The sequence below is a fragment of the Nesterenkonia muleiensis genome (assembly GCF_003600155.1).
Taxonomy (GTDB): domain Bacteria; phylum Actinomycetota; class Actinomycetes; order Actinomycetales; family Micrococcaceae; genus Nesterenkonia; species Nesterenkonia muleiensis.
This window is the reverse complement of the sequence record NZ_QWLD01000016.1, coordinates 240,779-262,363: the sequence shown is the minus strand read 5'-3', so window position 1 is coordinate 262,363 and position 21,585 is coordinate 240,779. Positions and strand designations below refer to the sequence as shown.

19 protein-coding genes are annotated in these 21,585 nt (G+C 60.0%); 13 read left to right on the top strand and 6 right to left on the bottom strand.

Annotation, left to right across the window (positions count from 1 at the left end):
* Nucleotides 1–11 precede the first annotated feature (11 nt).
* The 3 genes from DVO78_RS06220 (at nucleotide 12) to DVO78_RS06210 (ending at nucleotide 2,592) form a co-directional block, all read left to right on the top strand.
* Nucleotides 12–656 carry an FMN-binding negative transcriptional regulator gene (locus DVO78_RS06220; RefSeq protein WP_120003937.1) on the top strand — a complete coding sequence of 215 codons (645 nt, stop codon included), beginning with the start codon at nucleotides 12–14 and terminating at the stop codon, nucleotides 654–656.
* On the top strand, nucleotides 653–2,140 hold the full coding sequence (locus DVO78_RS06215; RefSeq protein WP_238385168.1) for an amidohydrolase: 1,488 nt from the start codon (nucleotides 653–655) through the stop codon (nucleotides 2,138–2,140). The genes DVO78_RS06220 and DVO78_RS06215 overlap by 4 nt, the downstream gene beginning before the upstream one ends.
* Nucleotides 2,141–2,310: 170 nt before the next feature.
* Entirely contained in the window at nucleotides 2,311–2,592 is a 282-nt protein-coding gene (locus DVO78_RS06210; RefSeq protein WP_157983892.1) for a CoA transferase, read from the top strand.
* A 127-nt stretch (nucleotides 2,593–2,719) separates the two neighbouring features.
* Here the strand turns inward: DVO78_RS06210 and DVO78_RS18145 are convergent, their stop codons facing one another.
* From DVO78_RS18145 to DVO78_RS06190, 4 genes are all read right to left on the bottom strand, one after another.
* Nucleotides 2,720–2,926, bottom strand: a complete 207-nt coding sequence (locus DVO78_RS18145) for an acyl-CoA dehydrogenase N-terminal domain-containing protein (RefSeq protein WP_120003935.1) — start codon at nucleotides 2,924–2,926, stop codon at nucleotides 2,720–2,722.
* A gap of 153 nt (nucleotides 2,927–3,079) precedes the next feature.
* Nucleotides 3,080–4,363, bottom strand: coding sequence for a TRAP transporter large permease (locus tag DVO78_RS06200; RefSeq protein WP_120003934.1), 1,284 nt, complete (start codon nucleotides 4,361–4,363; stop codon nucleotides 3,080–3,082).
* 8 nt (nucleotides 4,364–4,371) lie between these two features.
* A complete protein-coding gene (locus tag DVO78_RS06195; protein ID WP_157983891.1) occupies nucleotides 4,372–4,806 on the bottom strand; it encodes a TRAP transporter small permease in 435 nt (144 codons plus the stop codon).
* Between the two features lie 84 nt (nucleotides 4,807–4,890).
* Nucleotides 4,891–6,117 (bottom strand): TRAP transporter substrate-binding protein, encoded by a 1,227-nt coding sequence (locus DVO78_RS06190; protein WP_120003932.1) that lies wholly within the window; start codon nucleotides 6,115–6,117, stop codon nucleotides 4,891–4,893.
* Here DVO78_RS06190 and DVO78_RS06185 point away from each other — a divergent pair.
* The 5 genes from DVO78_RS06185 (at nucleotide 6,116) to DVO78_RS06165 (ending at nucleotide 12,428) form a co-directional block, all read left to right on the top strand.
* A complete protein-coding gene (locus DVO78_RS06185) occupies nucleotides 6,116–7,951 on the top strand; it encodes a helix-turn-helix domain-containing protein (protein ID WP_120003931.1) in 1,836 nt (611 codons plus the stop codon). The genes DVO78_RS06190 and DVO78_RS06185 overlap by 2 nt on opposite strands.
* Nucleotides 7,952–8,083: 132 nt before the next feature.
* A complete protein-coding gene (locus tag DVO78_RS06180; protein ID WP_120003930.1) occupies nucleotides 8,084–9,355 on the top strand; it encodes a hydroxymethylglutaryl-CoA reductase, degradative in 1,272 nt (423 codons plus the stop codon).
* Complete coding sequence (locus DVO78_RS06175) at nucleotides 9,352–10,344, top strand: hydroxymethylglutaryl-CoA lyase (RefSeq protein WP_120003929.1); 993 nt, start codon at nucleotides 9,352–9,354, stop codon at nucleotides 10,342–10,344. The genes DVO78_RS06180 and DVO78_RS06175 overlap by 4 nt, the downstream gene beginning before the upstream one ends.
* Nucleotides 10,345–10,359: 15 nt before the next feature.
* On the top strand, nucleotides 10,360–11,604 hold the full coding sequence (locus DVO78_RS06170; protein ID WP_120003928.1) for a CaiB/BaiF CoA transferase family protein: 1,245 nt from the start codon (nucleotides 10,360–10,362) through the stop codon (nucleotides 11,602–11,604).
* A gap of 2 nt (nucleotides 11,605–11,606) precedes the next feature.
* A complete protein-coding gene (locus tag DVO78_RS06165) occupies nucleotides 11,607–12,428 on the top strand; it encodes an FAS1-like dehydratase domain-containing protein (RefSeq protein ID WP_120003927.1) in 822 nt (273 codons plus the stop codon).
* Here the strand turns inward: DVO78_RS06165 and DVO78_RS06160 are convergent.
* A complete protein-coding gene (locus tag DVO78_RS06160; protein ID WP_120003926.1) occupies nucleotides 12,382–13,281 on the bottom strand; it encodes an alpha/beta fold hydrolase in 900 nt (299 codons plus the stop codon). The two genes, DVO78_RS06165 and DVO78_RS06160, sit on opposite strands and share 47 nt — an antisense overlap.
* Nucleotides 13,282–13,404: 123 nt before the next feature.
* A complete protein-coding gene (locus DVO78_RS06155) occupies nucleotides 13,405–14,895 on the bottom strand; it encodes a PucR family transcriptional regulator (protein ID WP_120003925.1) in 1,491 nt (496 codons plus the stop codon).
* 72 nt (nucleotides 14,896–14,967) lie between these two features.
* On the opposite strand from DVO78_RS06155, the gene DVO78_RS06150 reads away from it, so the two are divergent.
* From DVO78_RS06150 to DVO78_RS06130, 5 genes are all read left to right on the top strand, one after another.
* Nucleotides 14,968–16,119: a DUF917 domain-containing protein gene (locus DVO78_RS06150; RefSeq protein ID WP_120003924.1), complete on the top strand. Its 1,152-nt coding sequence runs from the start codon at nucleotides 14,968–14,970 to the stop codon at nucleotides 16,117–16,119.
* Entirely contained in the window at nucleotides 16,116–17,747 is a 1,632-nt protein-coding gene (locus DVO78_RS06145) for a hydantoinase/oxoprolinase N-terminal domain-containing protein (protein ID WP_120003923.1), read from the top strand. The genes DVO78_RS06150 and DVO78_RS06145 overlap by 4 nt, the downstream gene beginning before the upstream one ends.
* An 18-nt stretch (nucleotides 17,748–17,765) precedes the next feature.
* Entirely contained in the window at nucleotides 17,766–18,545 is a 780-nt protein-coding gene (locus DVO78_RS06140) for an AroM family protein (protein WP_120003922.1), read from the top strand.
* Between the two features lie 119 nt (nucleotides 18,546–18,664).
* Entirely contained in the window at nucleotides 18,665–20,077 is a 1,413-nt protein-coding gene (locus DVO78_RS06135; protein WP_238385166.1) for an NAD-dependent succinate-semialdehyde dehydrogenase, read from the top strand.
* Between the two features lie 86 nt (nucleotides 20,078–20,163).
* Complete coding sequence (locus tag DVO78_RS06130; RefSeq protein ID WP_120003921.1) at nucleotides 20,164–21,585, top strand: amidase; 1,422 nt, start codon at nucleotides 20,164–20,166, stop codon at nucleotides 21,583–21,585.

Genomic DNA, 21,585 nt, shown 5'->3' with positions numbered 1-21,585 from the left:
AGAGTGGATCTATGCGCGACAACCCTGACTATGCGTTCAGCGACCCCGAAGGCGTCAAGGACCTCGTCCGTGAGAACCCCTGGGCCACTTTCGTGAGCCATGTGCCGGGGGAGGGACTGATCGCTTCGCACTATCCTGTGCTGCTGGACGAAGAGGCGGACGGCGTCGTCCTGCTCTCACATGTCGGCCGCCCGGACGAGGTGAAGCATCAGCTGGGGCGCCATGAGATGCTCGTGATCATCCAGGGGCCCCACGGCTACATCTCGCCAAGCTGGTACGGCTACCGTCCCAACGTGCCGACCTGGAATTTCACGACCGCGCATCTGCGCGGCACCCCGGAGATTCTTCCGGATACAGAGAATCTCGCGGTGCTGGACCGGCTGGTCGAACATTTTGAGAAGGTGCTGCCCGACCCGCACCTGCTGCACGCCACCCAGCAGAACTCCGAGTACGCACAACGGATCGTCAGAGGAACGGTCGGGTTCCGGATGAGGGTGGAGCACATTGAGGCCAAAGAGAAGATGAACCAGGACAAGCCGGCGGAGTCGGTGCGAAACATCATCGCGACTCTCAGAGAACCAGGGCCGTATCAGAGCCCCGCGCTGGCTGACCGGATGGAGCATGTCAACGCCGACACCCTGGGAGGCACCCCGTGACGGAGCCGCTGCTGCTGACTGATGTACGCCTACCAGGAAAGTCCCGTAAGGGTCAGAGCCCCGCAGTCGACGTTCTGCTGGCCGACGGCGCCGTCGAGGCTGTGACGCCCAGCAGCACGAAACGTCCGCCAGGCGTCGAAGTCTTTGACGCCGCGGGGCGCTGGCTGCTGCCGGGCCTTTGGGACAACCATGTGCACTTCGCCCAATGGGCCATCCAGCAGCAGCGCCTGGACTTGAGCAGCACATCCAGTGCCGCAGAATGCCTCACCCTTGTGCGCGGTGCTGTCCAGCAGCAGCAGGGCGGGCCCCTGGTCGGATACGGATTCAGGGATGGGCTCTGGCCCGATGTGCCCTCGGCTGCTGCCTTGGACGCCGTTTCCGGTGCACTTCCGGTGGTACTGATCTCAGCAGACCTGCACTGCGCCTGGATCAACACTGCTGCTCAGCAGCTCCTGGAGGTGCAGGCAGAGCAGGACGGACTGGTGCGCGAGGATGCATGGTTCGGGGCGCTGGAGAAAGTCCAGAACCCTGCGGATCTGACCAGCGAGCAGTATGCGAGGGTGGCCCGGGACGCCGCTCGCCGAGGTGTGGTCGGCGTCGTCGATTTCGAGAACACTGACAATATCTCGCTCTGGCCCCATCGGGTCTCCGACGGTGTGGATTCGCTCAGAGTGGAGATCTCCGTCTGGCCGGACCGTCTCCAGGGAGCCATCAGTGCGGGCCTGAAGACCGGTGACCCTGTGGACGAACGTGGGCTCATCACCATGGGCCCGCTGAAAGTGGTGGTGGACGGGTCGCTGAACACCCGAACGGCGTGGTGCTGGGATCCTTACCCGGGCCTTGACCCTGCCCATCCGCATGCCTGCGGGACGGAGACTGTGCCGATTGACCAGCTGCAGGAACTCATGGGCAGCGCCCGGGACGCCGGGCTCAGCGCAGCGATCCACGCCATCGGAGACCGAGCCAACACCGCGGTGCTGGATGCATTCGAGTCACTGGGAATGACCGGAGTCATCGAACACGCCCAGCTGATTCGCGAGGCGGACTTCCCGAGATTCGCTGAACTGGGACTGGCGGCCAGCGTGCAGCCCGAACATGCCATGGACGACCGTGATGTCGCCGATGCCTACTGGGCGGACCGTACCGGTCGTGCCTTCGCGCTTCGGACTCTCCATGAGTCCGGGGTGGCTCTGCACCTGGGCTCTGATGCTCCCGTCTCCCCACTGGACCCCTGGTGTGCCATCGCCTCAGCGGTGACCCGCAGCCGCGATGACCGCCAGCCCTGGCATCCCGAGCAGAGCATTGCGCTGGAGGTAGCGCTGGCCGCCTCATCCCGTGGCCGTACCGGGGTGCGGGTGGGCGATCCTGCCGACCTGGTTCTGGTGGACAGGGACCCTTACACCTGCAGCGGCGACCAGCTGCGCAGCATGCCGGTGGCGGCAACGCTCCTGGGCGGCCGCTTCACATGGTTCGGCCTCCAGTAGAAGGAGGGTGCTCCATCCATTGACTTCACCCATCCCCACTCCCGAATGTCTCTACTATTGAGGACAAATGTCCGCATATTCGGGCACAAGAGGATGGGGAAGGATAGAAGTCGCGCAAGGAATCCGGCCCTCTAGCTGATGTCAGAGTGCTGGAGGTCTCCAGTGTCATCATGGCCCCTTTCGCCGGGAGGCAGCCGGGGCTCCACCGGAGCCTCGCTCTCCATGGGGACGGCAAGCTCAGTATCGCCGTGGACCTGAAGTTCGAGCAGTGCCGGGAGAAGCTGCGGGCGCTGATCGCGGTCTCGGGCGTCTTGCTCACGAGCCATCCCCCGCGCAGGAGGCGGGAGTATGGCCTCGACTGGGAGACGGGGCGTGAGCTGAATCCCCAGGCGGCCTCCGGGGTATGTGACATCTACGCCAAGTTCCTGGGCCGGCCCCGCTTCGCGTCCTAACATCATGGACGATAAGAATCTGCGGGATCACCATCGTCTATGCTGTCCTGGCGGCTCTTCACCACCAGGAGTGGCCAGTAGGTGGATGTCATGGTGGACTTCAGCCTCGCGGAGTAGGACTGGGCGCCTACACCTTCACCCCGCCCCTGGGCGATGCTGGGTGGTAGCGGACAGTGGCTTTCAGCAGAACGCCCCACCAATGCGCGGACGGCTGGGTCTGCGTCTTGCCGTGCTCAGCGTCGTGCTTGACGGAGACCGGGGCGATCACCTGTTCGGCAAATTCGCGGACCGATTCAGCCAGGACCTGGTGCTCCTCGGATAGCAGCGCGGTCATCAGATGTCCTTACTCACGGGTTCTTCAGACTCGACTGGGGTTACTGATTCTACGCTGACCACACCTGGTCCAGCTTGACCCTCAAGCTGAGGAGACGACCATTTGAGACATACTATTTTCTAATAACATAAAATATAATATAGAGCAACAAGATTACGACAGGCTGTTAGGAAGCCAGAGGGCCATCTCAGGGAATACCGCAAACAGTGCCACAACTGCCAGGATTGAAACAACGAATGGAAGAGCCCCAACGAAGACCTCTCCTGCATCACGGTCAGCGGCGCGAGAGACCACGAAGACGTTCAGTCCCAACGGTGGAGACACCAGACCGATCTCAGCGAGCAGTACGACAAAGACGCCAAACCAGATCGGGTCGTATCCGAGTTCCATAATCACAGGAAGAACGATCGGAACAGTCAGTGCCAAAATCGCCATCTGCTCCATAAAGAACCCGAGAATGATGTAGAAGATGGCGATCACGACGATGATGACCAGAGCGGGAGCTTGGATGGCGCTCACCAGATCCACCGCAGCCTGCGCCACTCCCGACATGGTGATGAAATAGCCGAGGATGGCAGCTCCAATGATGATCAGAAGAATCATGACGCTCGCACGCGTCGCGTCCACAAGGGCTTTGCCGACCCCTTGCCACGAGAAGTTCTTTGTCGTGGCGTAGAGGAGGAACGCCCCCAATGCGCCCAGGGCGGCGGACTCTGTCGGAGTCGCGATGCCGAAGTACATGGTCCCGATGACGATGCCGAAGAGAAAGAGCACCGGCAGAACAGAAGGGGCTGAAGCGAGCTTCTCCCGAAAGCTGTAGGCTGTGCCCCTGGGGGCATATTCGGGCCGGATGGCCATGATAATCACCAGAGTAACAATGATCGCCAGCGTGACCAGGACGGCCGGCAGGAAGCCGGCTATCAGCACACGGGCGACGCTCACCTCCGCAAGAACCGCATAAAAGATCAGAATGATCGACGGCGGCACCATCGCAGCCAATGTGCCGGCGACTGCGACAAGCCCTGTTGCGATCTTCGGGTTGTACCCCTCATTGATCAGCTCCTTGCAGGTCGTCCTGGCAAGAGTCGCCGCAGCAGCGGTGGTGGATCCCGAAACCGCCCCGAAAACGGCACCAGACAGCGTCGTGGCAACTCCGGTTCCTCCGCGCACACGTCCCACCCAGATCTGGGCCGCCTTGAAGATCCCGGTCATGGCACCGGCTGCCAAGACAAACTGCGCCATGAGGATGAACAGCGGAATGGGAGTCAGAGAATACGATGCAGCCATGCTGGGGGCAGACTGCAGAATCCCCTTCAGGAGCGTGCTACCGCCCATGAGGTACAGGCCAAGCGAACCGCCCGCAGCGAGAGCAATGCCTACAGGCACCCTCAACGCAAGGAGAACGACTATCAGGAGGACTATCAGGAGAACTTGCAATTCATCACCTAACTATCAGCCATAAGACGTCTTGCATCCGGTTCGAGTTGCCGGCAGGCGACGGTTACCAAGAAAATGGCGAAGCCGACGACGATCAGAACGTCGGAGGTCCAGTTCGGAAGCAAGAGCTGCGATGATCCGCGTGGCGGCGCACTCTGGGTAACCCAAGAAGAACGAAGGTCAGCGAAATTGGCCCATATGAACAATATGATCACGATCGCAGTCACTGCGTCAGCCACCGTATTGGCGAGCACCTTGTAGCGGCGGGAGAACAGCCGGTACAGGCTGTCGATGGTGACGTGTTCCTGGGCTCGGGCGGTGTTGGCCAGAGAGAAGCACAGAAAAGCGAGCATCAGATGCGTCTCGATCAAGCTGATGTTCCAGGCGATGGGACTCGCGAGGATGTACCGTTGCGCCACACTCCAAATGATCAGGAGTGTCATGCCGGTCAGGCTGATGCACGAAATCCATAGGCCTAGACTGTCCAGATAACGTGCACCTACGAATATTCGTGTCATCGTGGAATCCTATTCATGTGCCTCGAGAGCGGCCTCGTACTCCTCCAGAATGTCTGCACCATCCAGGTCCTCGACCCACTGCGAGACTGCCGGTTCGACCCTTTCCAGCCATTCGGCCAACTCGTCATGAGTCAGCTCATAGAGCTCGGTGCCTTCCTCCAGCAGGATCTCATTCGCCTCTTCATTCTCCCGTTCAATGGCCTCACAGACGTTCTGATTGGCCTCCGCTGCAGACTCGAGGACAATCTCCTGAAGGTCTTCGGGAAGTTCTTCGAATGCGTCATTCCGCATCGTATATATGGCAGTGAAGTTTCCCATGGGGGCACCGATAGTGCCGTAGTCAACGACCTCTTGCAGGTTGTACGGCAGAACCGAAATGGCGTTCACAGCAGTTCCGTCTACTGTTCCCCTCTGGATAGCCTCGTACATTTCGGAGGCGGTCATCGCGACAGGCGCGGCTCCAAGTTCTCTGACTGCACGGTCCTGCGCCCCTCCGCCGGATCGGAGCTGAAGTCCTTGGAGGTCGTTAGGTACTCTGACTTGTTCATTCCGGGTGAATACTTCGTACCGTGTCGAGATCGTCACGAACAGCGGCCGCAACCCCTTCGGCTCGAACTCACGCTCATAGAGGCTCCCGCCTGGTGAGAGAAGCTCCATGATCGCCGCAGATACATGACAGGACTCACCGCCCAGGCCTGGCAGATTTGAGACACTCGTCAGTGGGTAGTCGGACGGCAGATAAGCAGGGCCGATGGACGTAATATCCGTTGCTCCGGACTCCAGCAGTCCGGGCAGCTCCGCTGCGGCGCCGAGCTGTTCAGCTGGATAGTGGCCAAAGGTGATCGCCCCATCGGACCTCTCCTCGACGCTCTCCATGAAATGCTCTGCGCCATCCACCGAGAAGACGTGGCTGGGCGGGATCCAGTCGGCAAGGCTCAGCGTGAACTGCTCCTCCTCATCCGGAGCCGCATTGCATGCCACCAGGGGGGAGAGCATCGCGCCAACTGCGAGCGCGCCTCCGGTGCGTCGGAGAAGCCCGACGGAGTGCTTTTTGCGCGGTTGCCCGTTAGACAGGGATTCTAGGCTCCCAAATCTCTGTGTCATGATGTCTCTCCTCTTTGGTGTTGGTCGAGTGGGCGGACCAGAGCCCCTTCTTCGAATGCTAGTGTTGCGCGTCACACTGTGGTATGTGTATTCAGCACATTGAACACCAAGATCTATGAGATGAGACTCCATGACCTTGTATCGTGAGTCCGCTACTGCTCTGGACCAGGCAGTGGCGCACAATGAGGAGGCTCAGAGAGAGCTCTCCCGTCTCCGCCGACGGGAGCATGAGCTAGGGGTGCTCTTCTCAAGCGCCGGCGAGCTGGCGGCCATCCAGGACAGCGATCTCCTGCTGCAGCGGATCGTTCAGCGCGCGCACCAGATGATGGCCGGTGACCTGAGCTACCTCTCCGAGTACGACCCCAGCAGCAAAGAGCTCTTTGTGCGGACAACGGTAGGCTCCGTCTCGGCAGACTTCCGCTCACTGCGGGTCCCGCCCGGTAAGGGGCTGGCCAGTCTGGTGGTCGAGCAGCGCGTCGGCGGAGCCGTGCGGCGCTACACGGACTTCGAGGCCGAACGTCACGTGGCCGAGATCGACGCCGCGGTGGACTCGGAGGGCATCGTTTCCATGGCTGGGGTGCCGATGCTGGCCGATGACGAAGTGCTGGGAGTCCTTTTCGTGGCCACCCGGCAGGAGCGAGTCTTCGGTGCCGAAGACCTCGCCCTGATGACCGCGTTGGCCAACCATGCCTCGGTGGTTCTCCAGACCGCCAGAACTCTGCGAGACCTCCGTGTGGCTCAAGAGGAGTCTCGCGCGGCCATTGAGAACCTTCGCGAGCATGTGGTCCAGCGCGACCGCGCCCACGCCGTCCACCGGAACCTCGTCGACGCCGTGCTCAAAGGTGGCGGGTTTCCCACGGTCGCCGAAACACTGGCCTCGGAGCTCGCCCGCCCTGTCCTGGTCGTCGACGACGCCGGCCGGTGTCTTGCCCAAGCTGGGAGGGCCGGCAGTCGGCAGGGGTCCGAGTGGGAGAACGAGGTGCCGCCGGCGCTGGAGAGCAGCCGCGTCTCCGGCACATTCGTCCGGCTCCGGGTGCATCACCACATCACCGGGGCGGCTGCCATGGCCGCCGGGGACCGCCACTTCGGCGCGATTCTGCTCGGTGAGGGAGAGTTCGGCTTAGAGGACATTGACGTGCGAACAGTGGAGCGGGCTGCTCAGGTCGGCGCCCTGCTGGTTCTCTCTCAGGAAGCGGTGGCGCAGGCAGAGCACAAGGCTCAGAGTGAGCTGGTCGCGGACTTGCTCTCCTCGGGTCAGCAGCAGCGCCGGAGTCTGCTGGAGCGCGCGCGCCGACGCGGTATGGAGGTGGTTGACTTCACCTCTGTGCTGGTGCTCTCTGTTCGGTCAGAGAGCAGGTCTGAGGCCGCCCGGAGTGCTGCTGCCGCAGCTGAGGCGCCCGCGCTGGTCGGAGAGTACCGAGGTCTTGTTGTCGTGCTGAGCGATGAGAGCCTTCCCGGGCGTGCTGAGCATATCCGGCGGGCAGTCAGTCAGCGGCTGGGCCGCCAGGTACTCGGGGTCACTCCGCCTACAGGTGACATCGGGCGCGGCTACGAGGCTGCCAGGCGCACGGTGCGGCTGCTCGAAGCGCTCGGAGTGCGCGCGAGACTGGCCAAGACTGAGGACTACCTGCCCTATGCGGCCATCTTCGAGACCACCGCAGCGGAGATGGAGATGTTCCTGGACGGATGTGTGGGCCAGATCAGGCGCTACGACACCGAGCGCGGAACCGAACTGCTGCAGACCATGCGCACCTACGTCACGCATGGGGCCAGCCCCACCAAGACCGCACGGGCTATGAACTACCACGTCAACACCATCCTGCAGCGGCTCGAACGTCTGGACCGCCTGCTGGAACCAGGGTGGAGGGAAGGCGAGCGCTATTTCAGGATATCCCTGGCCGTCCGGCTCGACGAGGTCCGGGAACAAGTGCAGGGGCAGGAACGAGGATTCGGCAGAAGCATGTAGCTCCAACACATAGTTTGGCAGATCCTCTGGGGCCTTGGCACATGGTAGTCATCACATCGTCAGCCATATGCTCTCTCCCAAGGCTGCGTCTGAGCACGCAGCGATCAGCCTGAGAAGACACTGGAGGTAGATGTGGTGGTGAAAAGCCGGATTTCTGGGCTGCGTGAGCTCTCTGTGCAGGAGCGTCGGGCTGCAGTAGTCAAGAGCGCGGAACTGAGCGAGGACGCGCTCGGAACTTTCGGAACCGGTGGCATAAGCGATGACCAGGCCGATCACATGATCGAGAACGTCATCGGCCGTATCGCACTGCCAGTAGGTGTGGCCACCAATCTGACCGTCAACGGACGTGACTACCTGGTGCCGATGGCCACCGAAGAGCCCAGCGTGGTGGCCGCCGCCTCGAATGCCGCCCGGATCTGCCGCGGACTCGGGGGGGTGCACGCGACGGCAACTGCGCCAGTGATGATCGCTCAGATCCAATTGGTGGAGGTGGACAACCCCGAGGCCGCCAGACTGAAAATTCTGGAGGCCCGGGAGGAGATCCTGGAAAAGGCCAACCTCCAGGATCAGGTGCTGGTCTCCCTGGGTGGCGGCGCCCTGGACGTGCAGGTCCGGACAGTCCCCACGCGGTCAGGCGAACAGGTCATCGTGCACATCCTGGTCGATGTGCGCGACGCCATGGGCGCCAACGCCGTCAACACCATGGCCGAGGCCCTGGCCCCCCGCCTGGCCGAGATCGCCGGTGGCCGCCCCTTGCTGCGCATTCTCAGCAATAAGGCAGACCGCCGTCTGTTCCGGGTCAGGGCAGAGTTCGACGCCGCACTGCTGGGCGGAGAAGAGGTGGTTCGCGACATTGTGCTCGCCAGCGATCTCGCCGCCGCGGACTCCTACCGCGCCGCCACCCACAACAAGGGAATCATGAACGGCATCAGCGCCGTGGTGCTCGCCACTGGAAATGACACCCGTGCGGTGGAGGCAGGCTGTCATGCACACGCCGCACGTCACGGCGTATATTCGGCACTGTCGCGATTCGAGCACAATGCGGCCGGCCACCTCGAAGGAACCATGGAGGTTCCTTTGGCAGTCGGACTGGTCGGAGGTGCCACACGCGCCCACCCCACCGCTCGGGATGCGATCTCCCTGCTGGGGGTGGAGACCGCCACAGAGCTCAGCCAGGTCATCGCGGCGGTGGGCCTGGTGCAGAACCTCGCCGCCTGCCGGGCATTGGCCGCTGAGGGCATCCAGCGCGGACATATGACCCTCCATGCCCGGACCGTGGCCGCCTCGGCAGGCGCCACTCCGGCAGAGGTGGCTCAGGTGGCAGTCCGCCTGGTCCAGGCTGGTCGCATCAAGGACGACTACGCCCGGGACGTGCTGGTGGAGCTGCGTGGAGCCCAGGCATGACCACCCCGGAGGAAGCACTCTGGTCTCCACGACCGCTGGGCCGGCCGCAGCCAGGGGCCACAGAGAAGGTGCGTGTGGTCGAGGTCGGCCCCCGTGACGGCCTTCAGGCGGAGCAGCAGCCGCTCCCGAGTGCTGTGAAGCGTGAGCTCTGCGAACGCCTGTGGTACGCAGGAGCACAGAGTGTGGAGATCACCAGCTTTGTCCCGCCGGGGTGGGTTCCACAGCTGGCCGACGCCGCGGAGCTCACCGCCGCGCTGAGCTTTCCGCAGAGCACCCGCAGCATTGCGCTGGTCCCCAACCTGCATGGGCTGGAGCGTGCCCGGGCCGCCGGCTACCGAGAGGTCTCTGCGGTGGCCAGCTGCACCGAGAGCTTCGCCCGGGCGAACCTCAATGCCACCGCCGAGGAGGCGTTCGAGCGTGTCGGGCAGATCGTCGCAGCGGCGCGACCGGCGGGAATACCGGTCCGGGGATATCTGTCGATGTCGTTCGGCGATCCGTGGGAAGGCCATACCTCTCCGGAGAAAGCCGGCGAGTTCGCCGCCCGGCTGCACCGCCTGGGGTGTTCGACAGTGGCCATCAGCGACACCATCGGCACCGCCACACCGCAGCACACCAAGGACGTGCTCGCTGCGGCAGCCGCCGCCGGACTGCCGGTTGAGGCCACGGCTCTGCATATGCACGACACCTACGGCCTGGCGCTCACCAACGTCTATGCTGCCCTGGAGGAGGGAGTGACGGAGTTCGACTCCTCGATTGGCGGACTGGGGCGCTGCCCCTATGCACCCGGAGCTGCCGGGAACCTCGCCACTGAGGACCTGGTCTGGATGCTCGAGGGGCTCGGCGTGGACACCGGTCTCGACCTGGATCTGCTGGCCGATACCTCCGGCTGGATCTCCGGTCACCTGGGAAGACGCTCACCGTCCCGGGTGGTCCGGGCCTTCAGCGCCCGAGCCGCCCACCGCCGAATCACCGACCCTGACACCACCTGAGGAGCTGAGGAGTCCATGACCGCCACCGAAGAGATGATCCGCAGCCTTGGCGCAGCCAAGGGCGCATTGCGCGGCGTCGTCGTCCTGGACCTCTCCCGGGTTCTGGCCGGACCTTATGCCGCTCAGTTCCTCGCAGACCTCGGCGCCACCGTCATCAAGGTCGAGAACCCTGCGGATCCGGACGTCTCCCGCGGCTTTCCGCCGTACCTGGAAGACGGTCAGGAGGAGTTCAGTGCTTACTACGCCCAGTACAACCGCGGCAAGAAGGGCCTCACGCTCAACCTTGCGAAGGACCAGGGCAAGCAGGTGCTGAAGGACCTGGTGGCCGGCGCGGATGTGCTGGTGGAGAATTTCAGGCCCGGTACCATGGACAAGCTTGGAGTCGGATACCAGGTGCTCAAGGAGATCAATCCCAAGCTGATCTACACCGCGATCTCCGGGTACGGCCACACCGGGTACCGCAGCCGCCGCCCGGCCTTCGACAGCACGGCCCAAGCCGCTGGGGGGCTGTGGTCGATGACAGGGTATCCGGACCAGCCCCCGGTGCGGGTGGGGGTCACCATCGGAGACCTCTCCGCCTCGCTGTTCGCCGTGATCGGCACGCTTGCTGCGCTGCGGCATGTGGAGCAGGGCGGCTGCGGACAGCTGGTGGACATCGCCCAGGTGGACAGCGTCATCGCGCTGACCGAGACCGCCGTTGTGGACTATACCGTGGACAAGAAGGTCGCCGCTCCCCAGGGCAACGCCCATGCCTGGGTTCGCCCCTACGAGCTCTTCGACTGTGCCGACGGTCAGGTGTTCTTCGGCGGCTACACCGACAAGCTCTGGCGTGTCAGCTGCGAGCTCTTCGGCACGCCCGAGGCGGCGGAGGATGCGGAGATCGACACCATGCGCAAGCGCTTCGACCCGGAGGTCTACCAGCGCAAGGTCAAACCCCTGGTCGACTCGTGGTTCGCCGGACGCACGCAGCAGGAGCTGGAAGACCTGGCCGGGGACACCGTGCCGCTGACTGCGCTGCGCAGTATTGCCGATGTGGTGGAGGAGCCGGGCACTGCTGAGCGGGAGATGCTTGTTGAGGCTGATTACGGACCCTTGGGGTCGCTGACGATGTTCGGCCAGCCGGTCAAGCTCAGCGAGACTCCCGCGGACCCGGCCCGGACCGCCAACCGGTTGGGTGAGCACACCGACCAGGTGCTTTCCGCCCTGGCCGGCTACTCCGATGAGCAGATCGCCCAGCTGCGCCAGAAGGGGGTGCTCTGACGATGAGTGGGGCTGATACCGGGCGGCAGAGCCAGGCCCGCACTCAGCAGATCGACGCCGCGACTGCCGAGAACTACCGTGGCACCTTCGTTCCGGACCGGCCGGAGCTCGCAGAAGGAGATGCGCTCCCGCCCGGCTGGGAGGGGCTCTACTTCCCGTTCTCCAGCCCGATCGCCGGCCTGCGCCCCGACGGAACGCCTCAGGACGACGGTCTTGCCGGGATTGATCTTCCGCGGCGTCTGTATGCCGGGGAGGAGACCCGCTTCCACCGACCGCTGCAGATCGGCCAGACGGTGGCGCAGCACACCAGCCTGGGGCAGGTCACTGAGAAGTCCGGCACCAGCGGGCGGCTGGTCTTCGCCGATATTCACCGGCAGTATCTCGTCGACGGTGAGCTCTGCGTGGAGAGCATCTGGCATGACGTCTTCCTGCCCGCCGAGGCACCTGAGGCCAAGCTGAGACCTGCTGAGATTGACCTTTCCTGGTGGAGCACCACCATCACGCCTGACTCACGGCACCTCTTCCGGTTCTCCGCGATCACCTTCAACTCCCACCGTGTGCACTACGACCGTGTGTGGGCCCGGGAGGCCGAAGGGCTCGAGGACCTGCTGGTGCACGGACCGCTGACCCGGCTTCTGCTGTTGGACGCGGTGCTGGCACACCATCCGGGCCAGTGTCCGGCGGGATACCGGTTCACCGCGACGGCGCCGCTGTTCGTGGACCGGACCATCACGCTGGCCGGCAGGGATGACGACGACGCCGCTGAGGCGGTTGCCGTCAACGACAGTGGGGAGCTTGCCGCGACCGGCCGGGTGGAATGGTGAGCTCAGCCAGCTGAGCGGTCCGCCGCAGGATCTGCACGAATTCCGGGATGAGCGCTGGCGGGAAGAAATGCCCCATTCCCGGATACACGTGCAGCTCTGCCGACGGTATCGCTTCGGCGATGTCCACTGCGGCGCACCAGTGCAGCACATGGTCCTCGCGGCCATGGACCACTGCGGCGGGGACGGTGACCGACCTCAGCTTTGCCAGGCGCTCGGGCGCACGTTTGAGGGCGTTCCACTGACGAGGGGCGCCGTCGGGGGAGTACCGCCGGGCGTAGGAGTCGCCGATGTAGCGCCGGGTCTCCTCCTCATACCACTGCTGCTCCCCCCAGAGATCACCGTGCGGCATGAAAGCCCGGTGTGCGGCCAGAGCCCGCTCCAGAAGCTCCGCGGCGGAGAAGCGGGGCTGCGGGGTGCTCAGCTCCTCCCGCGGTCCGTGCAGGATGTACCGGGGGTCCTGTCCCGGGATCGAGTAGAACAGGCCCAGGCTGCGTACCCGCTGCGGATATTCGAGGGCCATCACCTGGCTGATCATTCCGCCCATCGAGCGACCGGCGCAGTGGGCGGAGTCCACACCTGCGTCGTCGAGCACGGCGATCATGTCATCGGCCATATCTTTGAGCTGGTAGCCGCCGTCGAGATCCTCCGGGCCGCCGAAGTGCGTGGAGAGCCCGGTGTCACGGTTGTCTGCGCGGATGACGAAGAAACCGGCATCGGTGAGCTGCTCGACGAAGTCCGGCGCCCAGCCGATCAGCTGGGTGAACCCGCCCTCCACCAGCAGAAGCGGCAGCGCGTCAGGGTCGCCGTCGGTCTCGTAGTAGATCTGACCGGAGGCGATGAGCGCATACGGCATTGGGATCTCTCCTCGGGGTGGGCGTTGTGCTCCTGATTCGTCCTCAGAGTAGGGGCAATCACCGGTGCAGTCTTGTGATTGATCACCAGATGATTGGCAAAATCTGTGTGAGGAACACAATAGTCAGCTCAGCAGTCGCACTCGGCAGGCCAGCTGCAGGGCGAACTGCGTGTCCGCATCTCTGAGATCGAGCTGAAGCTTGTCTTCGATGTTCCGGATCCGGTAGCTGACGGCGTTGGGATGGAGATTGAGCTCAGCGGCTGCTTTCGCTGGTGAGCCTCGGTTGCTCAGATAGGCCAGCAGGGTGCGCACCGCAGTGTCCGCCTTGGCCCTGCCGGGGGCGTCCAGCGGTCGCAGCATGTCCTGGAGCAGTTCGCGGCTGGTCGGAGAGGCATAGAAGTCCAGCAGCACCCGGCGCAGTCCGGTGACATCGGTGACCTGAATATGCCCGGCCCGCCCCCCTGCCACAGCCGTCTCAACGGCGATGTGCGCTTCCGTCCCCGACTGCCGAAGACCCGCCGCTCCCGTCTGCGGGGTGCCCAGGCCGACGGTGACGTCCCAGTCCTCGCCGGCCAGAGTCTGAGCATAGTCGGCGATGTCGGCGGCCACTTCCCGCAGCCTGCGCTGGTGATCCCCGGAGCCGGGCCGCTCCGTGGAGACCAGAATGGCGTCATCGCGGCTGAAGGCGATGTGCCACAGCTCCGCACGCGACTCGAACAGCTCCAGTGCGTAGAGTTCCACCGCTGACTGCAGCGCCCTGGGCGGACGCCCTGAGCCGTCCTCGCGGGCGGTGGGTTTGATCCAGCCGACCACGTGGGAATGCTGGACCGGAAAGCCCAGGCCGTAGGCTTGCGCAGCCAGAGTCTCGACCCGGGAGGAGTCGGCGAGCACCAGCTGGGCGATGAGCTCTGCTGATGACTGTTTGGGCGCGAAGCGGTGTTCGACCTGTCGTTGCAGCGCCCGGGAGAGCACCGAGGCGATCACCGGCAGCGCCAGGTGGGCGGCGTCGGCGACCGGGTCCTCCGCCGGGGCCCGGCAGACTAGTCTGCCGCGGGGAACCTCACCGATGAACACGGCGGCCGGTTCGCTCCATCTCACCGCCGGATCCTCCTGGAGCTCCACGGCGGCCCCGAGAGCCTGGCCAGCTGCGGCGAGAATCACTTCGACCGGCTCCTCGGGCTCGTTCAGGGCCGCCTCGCGTGCGCGGCTGACCGCGAACTGCACCCGGGTGACGGTGTCGGCGGCACCGGCGCCCACCATACGGTCCACTGCCACAGCCAGGTCAGAAGGCGTGACCCCGGGTGCGCACAGGATGGGGACGCCTCCGCGCTCTGCTAGATCCTGCGAGGTCATCGAGAGGCTCATATCGGCAGGGAGGACCAGCCCGCCCAGCCGCCGGGCGCTGGCCTGCCGGACGGCGATGTCCAGCCGATACGAAGGGGGTGGTTCCTTTAAGTCTGCTACTACAAGGGTTCCGGGAGACAACGTGTTGAGTTGACCGATCTCGGCGATCTCAACTCCGGAGACAGGTACTCCTCTCAATGGCCCTGCGATCGGTGTAATGCCGAGTCGCGACGCCTGCTGAAGGAGCTTTTCGATCAAAATTTGTGCCATAACTACAAATTGTAATTATTTTATGTGTCAATACAACATTGAGCTGAGGCTGTTGCTGCCTAAGCTCTAAGAATGGTGATCGACACACACAATGATCTCGCGACTCTTGATGGTCTCCAGACAGGTCATAAGACCATCGCTGCTTCTGACGTGAGTGCGCTAGCTGCTGGGGCGGCAATCTTCGGCACCGGCGGGGGTGGATCAGTCGATAGTGCACAGATCGTGGTGAAGGCTGCGTTAGAGAAACACGGAACGGTTCGTTTGCGCCAGGTCGAAGAACTGACCGACGACGACCTGGTCATAGTGATGTCGGGAGTGGGCGCGCCGACAGTGGGAGTGGAGATGCTCTCTGCGGAGCACCAACCGGAGACTCTTCTCCGTGAGATTGAACAGACTCTCGGCCGGCCTGTTACAGCAGTTATGCCTGGCGAGATTGGCGGTAGTAACGGAGTAGCTCCTGCCGGTTGGGCAGCACAGCTCGGGCTGGACGTCCTCGACGCCGATGGGATGGGTAGAGCCTTCCCCGAAGCAACGATGGTCGCGATGAATGTCGCCGGGGTGCCTCGCGACTTCCGCGTCCTTAGCGACGTGGTAGGCAATGTTGTGGTTATTCGAACCATTAACGCTACATGGCTGGAGAGGCACGTTCGGGCATCGACCGTAGCGAGCGGTTCTATCTGTCTGGCTGCCTCACCACTTAAAGCTGAACATGTTCCCGGTGCCGTCATCGAACGCTCAGTCAGCCGCGTGATCGAGGTTGGCCACGTTCTGCTCAACTCTGAGGATCCCGTTTCTTCTCTAGTAGGCAGTCTCGGCGCGGAGAAGTTCATCACCGGTAAAATCGTCGACGTTGAGCGCCGTACAGAAGGCGGATTTGTCCGGGGCGCGGTCACTGTGGCGGGTCTTGGAGAACAGCGCGACAGGCTGCTTCGGGTGGAACTGCAGAATGAGAATCTCCTGGTTCTGGAAGCTGGAGAAGTGCTGGCGAGTGTTCCTGACTTAGTGACCGTTGTGGACAGCGAGACGGGTCACGCCGTCTCTACCGAACAGTTGCGCTTCGGCCAGCGCATCTCAGTGTTGGCTTGGCCTAGTGATCCCTTGTGGCGTACTACTCGAGGGCTGGAGATTGCCGGCCCTCGGGCATTTGGCTACGACATCGATTACCAACCGTTGAAACGCCTCGCACAGACGATGCGCCCTGATAATCAGGGGGATATTGAATGACAGCGCATTTTCAGAACGAGTTCGAGCAGGGTGGATACTCTGTTGGCATCGACGTGGGAGGGACGAATACAGATGCCGTGGTGTTGGACGTGGACAACACCATTCTGACCTCCACTAAGGAAGCTACAACGGAAGATGTAACCAGTGGAATTCGCGCAGCGCTCGAGTCCGTACTCGACAGCCTGGGAGATCAACGCTCGCGAGTCTCCAGAGTCATGTTGGGCACCACTCACGCCACTAACGCAATTGTGGATCGCCGGAATCTAGGTCGCGTTGCGGTCCTTCGTCTCGGCGCTCCCGCGTCAACGGGCTTTCCTCCGCTGATGGGCTGGCCTGAAGATCTTCGAAAAGCAATTCTTGCTGGATCAGCGGTGCTGCCAGGCGGATTCATGGCCGATGGCATGCCGATCAGTCCTCTTGATCAGGATTCTATCCGGCGCTTCCTCGATAGCATCAAAGGCCCTATCGACGCCGTCGCCATTTGTGGGATCTTCAGCCCTTCCTTCCCGGAGCAGGAGCGGGAAGTCGAAGAGATCGTCCTCGATCATCTGGGGCTTTCAGTGCCGGTCTCTCGCAGCCATGATATCGGGGCTATTGGTCTGCTTGAGCGGGAGAACGCCACAGTGATCAATGCTGCGCTGTATGGAGTAGCTAAGAGTGTAACTCAGGGCCTCATGACTGTCGTCGACGAACAAGGCCTAGAGAACTCCTCGGTCTACTTTGCCCAGAATGATGGCACGCTTATGGCAGTGAACTATGCTGCACGTTTCCCAGTGCTGACCATTGGTTCTGGGCCGGCTAATTCCATTCGCGGTGCAGCCTTGCTCTCCGGAGTCACAGACGCGATCGTTGTCGACGTAGGGGGCACTACGAGTGACTTAGGCGTGGTGACCGGTGGATTCCCCCGAGAATCGACACTGCCTCGGGAGATCGGTGGGGTACGTACGAATTTCCGAATGCCGGACATCATCAGCATCGGAGTTGGTGGGGGCACTCGCATTGATCCCAGCACCGGAGATATTGGTTCTGGCTCCGTTGGGCATCACCTTCACACTGAAGCACTGATCTTCGGCGGATCCACCCCCACTCTCACTGACGCAGCAGTTGCCTGTGGAGTCAAGACGAATATCTTGAGCAGAAAGGAGCGTCAGAAAATCAGCTCTCATTTGAGTTCTGGCACAGGACAAGCTATGCAGTGTGCCCTGATCAATGCCCATGAACGTATACAAGACGCGGTCGACCGCCTCTCTCACGGAAAAGCAAACCTTCCGCTCGTTATCGTTGGTGGAGGTGGTTTTTTGGTTCCAGAAGGTCTAACTGGCGTAGAAGGAATCGTGTACCCCAAACATGGAGGTGTGGCCAACGCTGTTGGGGCCGCATTATCCCTGGTGGGAGGCCGTGCTCAGCAGGTCAGCAATTTCGAGGAGCGCAAAGTGGCGATTGATGCAGCCTCTAGGGCTGCAATCGACAAAGCTATCGAAGCGGGAGCAGATCCTCTGCTAGTTGAAGTTGTTGACGTATCGGAGTCTCCAATGTCGTATAGCACTCAACAAAACATACGGATTTCCGTCAAAGTAGCCGGACCTTTGGCCCGCCTTGACAGCCCGATACTTCCAATCGGGACCTGAATCAAGGAGAAAGCAGGAATGAAAGAAAAAATCGACCTAGTCGACGCATCAAAAATTCGTGAAGTGATCAAATTTTCTTTAACAAACAAAATATCGTATGAGAATCCTAGAATGGGAATTATTTCAGTAGGACAAACACCAAGGGTGAGTATGATGAGCGAGTTAAGAAGTCTCTTGCCAGGCATTCAACTTATTGAACGAGGCGCTCTTGACGATACATCCGAAGATGAGATCTATTCGAGCAAAGCTGTGGGGGATGCTCCTGGACTCGTGACAAAGCTCAGGAGCGGAGAGAGTGTTGTGGTCAGCAAAGCGTTGGTCTCCTCTCGTACGACAATTGCGGTGCAGAAGCTGGAAGTGGAAGACAAGTGCGATGCGATTCTGATTGCCTGCACAGGAGAATTCTCGGAGATTCCTCATTCTAAGCCTCTCATAGTTTCAGGGCACGCGGTGTATTACACAGTTAGAGAACTAGCAGAAAAATACAACAGAGTGAGCATTATTTGTCCTCTTCCTGAACAGATCGGATTAGTTGAAGAAAAGTTTTCCCGACTGCCCTCGATTAGAAAACTACAAGTTCAAAACTGCTCTCCATACGCAGAAAATATTTATAACTTTCTTGAAGTAGGGAGGAAATTCAAGGAAAATGGATCTGATCTAATAATATTAGACTGCATGGGTTACACAAGAGAACAAAGAAATTTTCTTGCGGAAAAGACGGGGGTTCAAGTTGTGCACGCTCGTTACGCAGCTGCCGAATTTGCCGCTGAAATGCTGAAATTGCTGGGCGCCAAGTGATCGTCCTCTAAGAATATGTGAAGTACGGTGAGAAAATGAGCTGCATTATATATTTATGTAATATTTATACCCAATTTTTAATGGAAAATAAATGCAAAATTGGCGAAAAAGGTTAAATCTTGAATAATTTACAAATAACAGAAGAAAAAGGTTTTCGTACACAAAACCCTTCATCTAATGAAATAGAAAAACGCTTTGAATATTTAAGAAATGAATCTCTTCAGGTTGTCTTAGATAAATCTCAGGAAGCCTATGAGTCTTGGTCACGCTTGGGTATGAAGGAGCGTGCTGATATTGCATACCAGATCGCCGACTCCTTCGATGAGAGGCAGAAAGAGCTCGCAGCAATCGCTACGAGAGAAATGGGGAAGTCACTACCTGCCGCGCAGGGAGAAGTCAAATTTTGCGGACTGATCTTCCGGTACTTCGCTGACAACGCTGAGGACTTGGTTGCGGATAAGCTAATCAAGAATAAAGGTGGCCATAAAGCGATCATACAATCGAGGCCCTTAGGTGTGATTTTGGGCATAATGCCCTGGAACTTTCCTTATTATCAGATAGCACGTTTTGCGGCTCCTAATCTTATTCTAGGAAACGTCATCCTCCTGAAGCATGCAGAGATATGTCCTCAAGCCTCCTTAGCGGTAGAAGGTCTCTTGAAGCATAGCGGCTTGCCTCAAGGAGTATATCAAAACATCTTTGCCACTCATGAGCAGGTGGAGACTGTGATTAGCGACTCTCGGGTTCAGGGAATTTCTGTTACGGGTTCCGAACGTGCTGGTTCGGCGATCGCTGAGGTTGCTGGGCGGAATCTGAAGAAGGTGGTACTGGAACTCGGTGGATCAGATGCGCATATCTATCTCGATGCCAAAAACGTTCAAAGTGTTGCCCTACAGGCATTCAATCAGCGAATGCAGAATATGGGTCAATCGTGTACTTCCAATAAGAGGCTACTTGTTCATGATGACATTTTCGATGAGTTTGTCGACCATGTCAGCAAAGCTGCTTCGGAAATGTTTCCAGGCGATCAGCTAGCCCCTGCTAGAAACAGTTATTCACCACTCTCTTCGGAGGTGGCCGCACAGAGGGTTCATCGGCAGGTCAGACACGCAGTGGAACAAGGTGCGGTGCTTCACGTAGGAGGTGGTAGGCCGGACCAGCCTGGAGCATGGATGGAACCGACTGTCCTGTCGGGGATAGGGCCGGAGATGGATATCTATCATGAGGAAGTCTTTGGGCCAGTGATATCGCTCTATCGTGTGAAGACCGCTGAAGAAGCATTAGCTATCGCTAACAGCTCGCCCTATGGACTGGGAGGAGCTGTGTTCTCTGAGGATCAAGAGTTGGCCTGCGAAATAGCTCAGCAGCTGGAATGTGGCATGGCAAAGGTGAATATTGGGGAGTCGGGAGCGCCTGACATGCCCTTTGGAGGCATTAAACGGTCCGGCTTCGGTCGTGAGCTTGGCCCGCTAGGAATGGATGAGTTTGTCAATAAAAGGCTATTATATATAAATGAAAGTGGCCTTCATTAGTTAGATAAAATGTTAACTGGAACGAACATTAAAACTTGAACCAAAGCGACCTATATCAGATTAATAAATAAAAGAAAGATATTTTAATGTTAAAACCGTCACTGACTGCACATGAATTAAGAGACAAATTGAGAAGCAGAGATGTGTCAGCAATTGAAGCAGCGGAGTATTATCTGAAACGAATACACGAGATTGACGGTGACATTAATTCCATTATTTGGCTTGATGACGAAGATGTCATGAATCGCGCGCATGAAGCGGATCGCCGAATCACCAGTGGCAAGGCGCGCCAGTTTGAAGGAGTCCCGATACCTATTAAGTGCCTTAGTCCAGTGCAAGGTCAGCCATTCAGCAACGCATCATACGGAGTCAGGGAGAGGCTCTCGGACTTCAGTGTGCCAGCCGTAGAACGCCTTGAACAGGCTGGGTTTGTTCTTATGGGGCATAGCAATGCACCGGAACTTGGCCTATTGAGTGTTTCTGAGAACGTGAGGTTTGGCAAAACGCGAAACCCTTGGAATATCGATTACACTTCAGGCGGATCATCTGGGGGTGCATCTTCAGCTGTAGCTGGAGGACTTGCGCCATTAGCGCATGCCTCAGATGGAGCCGGTTCCACTCGAATTCCTGCCTCACTGACCGGCTTGATAGGTCTCAAGCCTACGAGGAGTCGCATCACCCCGATAATCAGAAGTATGGAAGATGCCGTTACTGACGGCGTGATAACTCGCACCGTGGAAGATACGGCTGCACTGCTTGATATTCTTAGTGTCCCAGATCCCCTCGCATGTTATGCGCCACCGATACCAAATGAAACATATTTAGATACATTATATAGACCGGTTAGACGTCTCAGAATTGGTCTTATGACTGAGGCGCCTATTGATGTTTATGTCGACCCCCAAAATGTCGATGCCGCAAAACGACTTGCCACTGAACTAGAAGGCACGGGTCATACTGTGTTCCCTGTTGAACCAGAAGTGTTCAGCCCTGAGCTTGTCGATGGATTCGGAGATCTGTTGCTCGGGGCTGCGTCCTGGGCTACTCCATTAGACGAACCCGAAAAAGCAGACTCGTATGTCAAGACATGGCGCAGTCGCGCGGAGAGCGCGCATGCTGGCCAGTATGTAGATCTTGCTTTTAGGATGCAGTTTGAGTCTCGGCGAATCGTGGCACAGTGGGGGCGTGATTTCGACCTCCTGGTCACTCCCACTATGGCGAGTTTGGCAAGTCGAGTGGGGGAAGTCTATGACGATGTGAGGGATAAGGCTCACCTTGGGGTCTGGAAGAACACGCTCCTCGGACGCGATTGCGCATTTACAAGCTTGTGCAACATGTCGGGGCTTCCCGCGATTAGCTTGCCTGTTCATTTCGATTCGAATGGACTTCCTGTGGGTGCGCAACTGGTGGGGGGACTTTTCAGGGAGGATCTGATCTTGAAGGTAGCAGCCGAGATGGAATCGGTTTTCGAGTGGCACAAATTTCTTGCTGAGCCTGCAAGAGTCTGA